General features: G+C 52.2%; 7 protein-coding genes. All 7 read left to right on the forward strand.

The features are described from left to right. The first annotated feature begins 512 nt into the window (after positions 1–512). The 7 genes from IAE50_RS25320 to IAE50_RS25350 are packed head-to-tail and all read left to right on the forward strand — an operon-like array spanning position 513 to position 5823. The gene (locus IAE50_RS25320) at positions 513–1484 is read left to right on the forward strand and encodes a phosphotriesterase (protein WP_200581652.1); all 972 of its coding nucleotides are present in this window, start codon (positions 513–515) and stop codon (positions 1482–1484) included. 9 nt (positions 1485–1493) lie between these two features. Then, positions 1494–2255 (forward strand): creatininase family protein, encoded by a 762-nt coding sequence (locus IAE50_RS25325; protein ID WP_200581653.1) that lies wholly within the window; start codon positions 1494–1496, stop codon positions 2253–2255. Next, on the forward strand, positions 2227–2661 hold the full coding sequence (locus tag IAE50_RS25330) for a PTS sugar transporter subunit IIA (protein ID WP_200581654.1): 435 nt from the start codon (positions 2227–2229) through the stop codon (positions 2659–2661). The genes IAE50_RS25325 and IAE50_RS25330 overlap by 29 nt, the downstream gene beginning before the upstream one ends. 43 nt (positions 2662–2704) lie before the next feature. After that, positions 2705–2992: a PTS sugar transporter subunit IIB gene (locus IAE50_RS25335; protein ID WP_200581655.1), complete on the forward strand. Its 288-nt coding sequence runs from the start codon at positions 2705–2707 to the stop codon at positions 2990–2992. Further along, positions 2989–4299, forward strand: a complete 1311-nt coding sequence (locus IAE50_RS25340) for a PTS ascorbate transporter subunit IIC (RefSeq protein ID WP_200581656.1) — start codon at positions 2989–2991, stop codon at positions 4297–4299. Before IAE50_RS25335 ends, IAE50_RS25340 begins: the two co-directional genes overlap by 4 nt. Before the next feature lie 16 nt (positions 4300–4315). Then, a complete protein-coding gene (locus IAE50_RS25345) occupies positions 4316–5056 on the forward strand; it encodes a sugar isomerase domain-containing protein (protein WP_200581657.1) in 741 nt (246 codons plus the stop codon). Between the two features lie 11 nt (positions 5057–5067). Further along, positions 5068–5823 carry a GntR family transcriptional regulator gene (locus tag IAE50_RS25350; protein WP_200581658.1) on the forward strand — a complete coding sequence of 252 codons (756 nt, stop codon included), beginning with the start codon at positions 5068–5070 and terminating at the stop codon, positions 5821–5823. Positions 5824–5904: the final 81 nt, after the last annotated feature.

A 5904-nucleotide genomic window follows, 5' to 3' on the forward strand; every position in this document is an offset into this window, starting at 1 on the left:
ACCCTGAAACCGGGCATTATACATCATATTCAACCAATTAGAGGCATTACCGTTAATACATTGGCAAAATATTGCTTACAGTGGTTTTCGGTGATCTCATGCAGTGTATTTTTAGTTTCATCGGCTCAATGCCGGATTGGGAGCACGAAATAATGATCTGCCCTTTAATGCATACGCTTGGGCTCAATGGTGCTGGAGCAATGCCGGAACTCATGTTTTGGGGAACTGGCTGCTAGGCTGTGTCTCTTAATTAAAATAGTCGGATGCAGCCAATTTCACCATTGACAGATAATTCCTCGCCGTTTTGTCATAGCCTGTTGCGGGTATTCTTTCAGGCGGTCAAAGCACCGTTCAGGAGGGTCAGTTTGGGAAACGGAGCCCTTAATTTGTGGATTTTGACCAATCTCACAAATAATAATTTTATATGGTTGATGTTAACTTGATCATTTGACTGGTCAAGTGGCGTTGCTTATGTTTAAAGCACTTTATTACCTGTTTCGGGAGCAAGAAACATGGGGATTATTCGTACCTTAAACGGCGATATTGCTGCTAATCAGCTGGGCGTAACCTACAGCCACGACCATGTCTACTGTATTCCACCATATTGGGCGGAGCGTCAGAATGACGATTTTTTACTGGACGACCCGCAGGCCTCGGAGCGTGAATTATGCGATTTTCGTCGAGCGGGAGGCGCTGCCATCTACGACGCCACCGCCCCAGATTATGGTCGCTATGCGTCAGCCGTCGCCAAGATGGCCCAGCGTCAGCAGTTGCACATAATCGCCACCGCTGGTTTTAACAAAGGTTTTCTGTGGAGCAGTCAGCGTCCGGGCCTGACGCAAACTTTTGCCGAATGGATTGAAAATTCAGAGATTGATGAGCTGGTTGAACACGTTTGCCGTGAAGTAAACGAGGGAATAGAAGGCACTTCGCATCGGGCTGGAGTTGTGAAGTGTGGTACTGGTTACAACACTATTTCTCCTCTGGAACAAAAAACCATGGAGGTTATCGTTCGCGCTCACCAGTGTACGGGAGCTCCGATGCACAGCCATACCGAGATGGGGACGATGGGATTAGAACAGGCACAGATCTTTAAAAAATTGGGGCTTGATTTGTCCCACTTATGCTTTGCCCATATGGATCGCAATCCCGATCCATGGTTGCACCGTCAGATCGCCAACACCGGGGCGTTTCTCTCTTTTGACGGTATCAGCCGCATCAAATATCACCCTGAACACATCCGCACTCAGGCCATTCTGGCGTTATGCCAGCGGGGTTACCAAAAACAAATCTTAATCGGCGGAGATTTTGCACGTAAATCGATGAGCGCGCATTACGGCAAAGGGGGGCTGGGGCTGAAGTTCATCCTTAGCGACTGGCGACCAAGATTCATTGAAGAGGCGCGGGAGGCCGGGTTTGACGGCGAAGCATTACTGCATGATTTCTTTGTCGAAAATCCGGCGCGTCACTTCGCCTTTGGTTAAGGAATCGTGATGAAACTTCACCATTTAAATGAACATGAGGCCGGGCGAGCGCTACAAAAGGCGCAGATTGCATTGCTACCGCTTGGTGCGGTCGAGCCACACGGTGATCATCTGCCGCTGGATACCGACAACCTGCTGGCCGAGCGCTTTTGCGCGCGGCTTGATGAGCAATTGGGTGAATGCGCGCTGAGCCTGCCCGTTATTTCTTACAGCCAGGTGTGGTCGCTGCGTGGGCACGCGGGCGCCATCGATATCGGCAATGAACGACTGACGTCGATGCTGGTGTCGCTGGCGGAGAATATGGCCAGCTACGGCATTACTACCACGGCAGTGATCAATGCGCATTACGGTAATTTTGACGCCATTAAAACGGCTTCCCGCCAGCTTAAGGAGAAAAGCATTACGCTGCTCAGCTACAGTTGGGCGGGTATGGAGCAGGAGGTGCAAAAACGGCAAAACTCGGCGGTGGCTTATCCCGGCTATATGCATGCCGACGAGGTAGAAACCTCGCTGATGCTGGCGCTGGCTCCGGAGTTCGTCACCATGGCGAACGCCCGTGCGCACTATCCGGTGTTTCCGCAGAATTTCCGTTATCAACCAATACGCTGGACCGAATTTTCTGATTACGCCGTGATGGGAGACCCCACCAAAGCTAGCGAAGAGAAAGGCAACTCCTTCGTTCAGCAGGCGCTAGAGACAACGCTGGCCTCAATCCGTCACCACTTGATGCAAGGAGCCACCGATGATCGAAAGTCAATCGATAAACGTTGATTACCCGGCCCGCAGCCCGGAGGAGGCAATCCGCGAAGCGGGGAACGCGCTCTGCCGCGCGGGAGCCTGTAGCCCGCAGTACGTTCAGGCAATGGTCGATAGCTACCATGAACTTGGACCTTATTTTGTCATCGCGCCGGGGCTGGCGCTGGCGCATGCCCGCCCCGAACAGGGGGCAATTAAGGCGCAAATCAGCGCTGTCAGGTTGCGGGGGCCTCTGGCGTTTGGTCTCGTGGAAAACGACCCAGTGCAGGTGGTGCTGGGGCTTTCGGCAACCAGCAGTGATGCGCATATCCATCTTATCCAACATATCGTGACCGTACTGAGCGATGAAAATAACCTGCATACCCTGATGCATTCTCACGATCCTGAACAACTTTATCGGCTGTTAGCCAGAACATCGTAGGCCGCTTTCAGCGTTTAGATTGATTAACACGGAGTGAATAGCGATGAAAATTATGACAGTCTGTGGTTTAGGTATGGGCTCCAGCCTGATTTTAAAAATGAACGTTGAAGCGGTGTTAAGGCAACATGGTATTCAGGCATCCGTTGAACACATGGATGTCTCATCCGCTGCTTCGGTCAACGCCGATGTGGTGATCACCAATGCGGAACTGGTCGACAATCTAAAACATCTGTCCTGTCCAGTGGTGGTGGTGAACAACTATATCGATAACGCAGAAATTACGACGGCGCTTGCGCAAGCGAAGATCCTGTCTCCAGGAGAGTCGTCATGAGCGAATTTCTTGGCGTGCTGCGCTGGATAACCATCAATATATTTGGTGAAGCCTCGATTTTAATTGGCCTGATTGTCTTGTTGGGCCTGGTGCTGCAAAAGAAATCCTTAGCAGACATTATTTCCGGCACCCTGAAAGGCATTCTGGGCTTTCTGATTATCGGTGCGGGAGCGGGGATTATCGTTTCCGCGCTGCTGACATTTCAGCCTATCTGGACCGAAGTCTTCGGCCTTAGCTCAATAAACCTGACTAATATTATCGGTCAGACGCGCTTTAGCGAACGTTACGGAAGCAGCGTGACGTTCGCTATTGCCGGGGGATTCGCCATCAACCTGCTGCTGGCCCGGCTGACGCATTTTAAATACATCTATCTGACCGGACACATGATGTTCTGGACCACGATGATTTTTGCCGGGGTGATGGTGAATACCGCACCCGGCATCTCAGCGGTGCAACTGACGCTGATGCTAACGATCATTATGGGTCTGTACTGGACCTTGCAACCCGCGCTAGTCCAGCCGTGGGTGCGAAAAATTACCGACAACGACAACGTGGCGCTGGGGCATACTTCGGCTTCAGTCGCTTTGTTGGGAGCAATTTTCGGGCAGATATTCGCCCGCAATAAAATCAGCTCCGAGGATATCAAAGTCCCGAAAAAGCTCGGTTTTCTACGTGATTCCAACGTAGTAACGGCGTTGACCATGGCGCTACTGTTCTTTATCGGCACCTTTATTTTGCAAATAAAAGGCACGCTAAAAGCCGCTGAAATTCTTGCTCAATCCGGCGACCTGAGCTTCTACATTTACGCCCTGAAACAATCGCTGATGTTTACCGGCGGCATTGCCGTAGTGCTTCTCGGCGTGCGGATGTTTATTGGCGAAATGGTACCGGCGTTTAACGGCATCGGTTCGCGGCTGGTCCCCGGCGCAAAACCCGCGCTGGACTGCCCTATTCTGTTTAACTTTGCGCCAAACGCGGTGGTACTGGGCTTTGTCGGCGCGTTTGTTGGTTCGCTGCTGTGGTTGACCCTGATTGGCCGCTACACCGGCTATGTGTTTATTCCCAGCATGATTGTGATTTTCTTCCACGCCGGAACGGCAGGCGTTTTCGGCAACATTACCGGCGGCTATAAAGGTGCGCTTCTGGCGGGATTTATCACCTCGACCGTGGTTGCATGGGGGCAGTATTTCTGCGTCACGGGTTTTATCAACAACACGATTTCCGATACCGCATTGTGGGCCGGCGACAGCGACATGTTCGTGCTCGCACCGTTCATTCATCTTTTGACCCGATTGCTGACGTTCTGATATCAGGAGGAAGTCTATGAGTCAGGCACTGAAACAATATTACTGGCAGATCCGCCAAAAGCTGGCTTTTCTTGAGCAGCGCCCCGAGGCGTTAACCCAGGCAGCGGAAATCATGGCCCAAAGCATTCTGGCGCAGCGTAATATCTTCGTTTTTGGTGCCAGTCACGCCGGGATCCTGGCGGAGGAGATGAGTTATCGGGCAGGTGGTCTGGCCATTATCAATCCGCTTTTTATCCCCGCGTTGATGCTTAACGTCAGGCCATTAACCCTCACCAGCGCGGTGGAAAATGTGGAAAATCTGGGACGGGTGCTGGTTGAGCAGTCGCCGCTGCGCGCAGGTGATACGCTGCTGATTCACTCTGTCTCCGGGCGAAACGCGATTACGATTGATGTCGCGCTGGCGGCGAAGGTCTGTGGGGCAAAGGTTATCGCCATTACCAGTCTCGCGACGGCGGCGCGGGTGACGTCGCGCCACTCCAGCGGCAAGCTGTTGGTCGATATTGCCGACATCACCATCGATAACCACTGCGAGTATGGCGATGCAGCCGTTAGCCTGCCAGGCTTGGCGCAAAAAGCCGCGCCGCTCTCCACCATTATGGGCGCGGCCATTGCTAACAGTCTGGTATTATTTATTTGCGAAATCATGCTGGAAAATGAGCGCACGCCGCCTATTCTCGCCAGCGCAAACATAGACGGCAATCAGGAGATAAATCAGGATATACTGAGCGCATACAGGAGCCAGATACACTACCTCTGATGGAGCACAGTATGTTTGAGTCGGATGGACTCCCTCTCTATTTAAGGATAAAAGACGTTATCCTGCAGCGGATCCTCTCTTTTACCTATGACGATAAACTTCCCGGTGAGCTGTTGCTAGCCGGGGAGTTTAAGGTTGCACGCGGTACTATTAAGCAGGCGATTGATTCGCTGGCCAGCATTGGCATGGTGTATCGGGAGCAGGGGAAAGGGACGTTTATCAACCGCAATGCGTTGCAAAAGTACTACACCGACCTCCCTGACGTACTGACAACCTTTGATGGAGCCGTCACGGTTGAGGTGGAAGTGCTGTCGCTAATTTCGACGATGGCCGACCGCCAGGTGGCGGAGCTGATGGGGCTGGATTTAGGTAGCCAGCTGATGCGTCTGGAGCGGTTATTAGTGCAGGGGGAACGACCGGTCGGTCACGTTCTTACCTGGTTAAATGGCCGTATTTACAATGATTTGAGCCACGTTGACGGTAGTCGGTCGCTGTATAAGCAACTGAGGGAAACGTTCGGCTACTCGCCAGCTAACGCCACGGAACGCTATACGCCGGTTTGCTGCGATACCCGCACGGCGGGATTATTAAATATTGAACCCGGTCGCCCTCTGTTTCGCATTGAACGTGTCGCTCGCGATCTGGATGACGTGGTGCTTGAATACAGTGTCACTTATACCCTGGATGCCAGCCTGTCGCTACAGATAGCGACCAGCCAGAGCAGCGTGAACCAACAGTGGAACTGTACGATTGATAAGGGGCGTTAATTGTATGAACCGGGCACATAGGTAACACTTTAAACCGGGCACATGGGTAACAGGTTATAACGGTACGGTAAACAGCTGACG

This window comes from Kosakonia sp. S42 (assembly GCF_016624785.1).
Classification (GTDB): Bacteria; Pseudomonadota; Gammaproteobacteria; order Enterobacterales; family Enterobacteriaceae; genus Kosakonia; species Kosakonia cowanii.

What these genes read in the sequence shown, in the direction of transcription:
- IAE50_RS25340 (WP_200581656.1), top strand. Translation starts at nt 2,989, where the DNA reads ATGAGCGAATTTCTTGGCGTGCTGCGCTGGATAACCATCAATATATTT.
- IAE50_RS25325 (WP_200581653.1), top strand. Translation starts at nt 1,494, where the DNA reads ATGAAACTTCACCATTTAAATGAACATGAGGCCGGGCGAGCGCTACAA.
- IAE50_RS25350 (WP_200581658.1), top strand. Translation starts at nt 5,068, where the DNA reads ATGTTTGAGTCGGATGGACTCCCTCTCTATTTAAGGATAAAAGACGTT.
- IAE50_RS25345 (WP_200581657.1), top strand. Translation starts at nt 4,316, where the DNA reads ATGAGTCAGGCACTGAAACAATATTACTGGCAGATCCGCCAAAAGCTG.
- IAE50_RS25320 (WP_200581652.1), top strand. Translation starts at nt 513, where the DNA reads ATGGGGATTATTCGTACCTTAAACGGCGATATTGCTGCTAATCAGCTG.
- IAE50_RS25335 (WP_200581655.1), top strand. Translation starts at nt 2,705, where the DNA reads ATGAAAATTATGACAGTCTGTGGTTTAGGTATGGGCTCCAGCCTGATT.
- IAE50_RS25330 (WP_200581654.1), top strand. Translation starts at nt 2,227, where the DNA reads ATGATCGAAAGTCAATCGATAAACGTTGATTACCCGGCCCGCAGCCCG.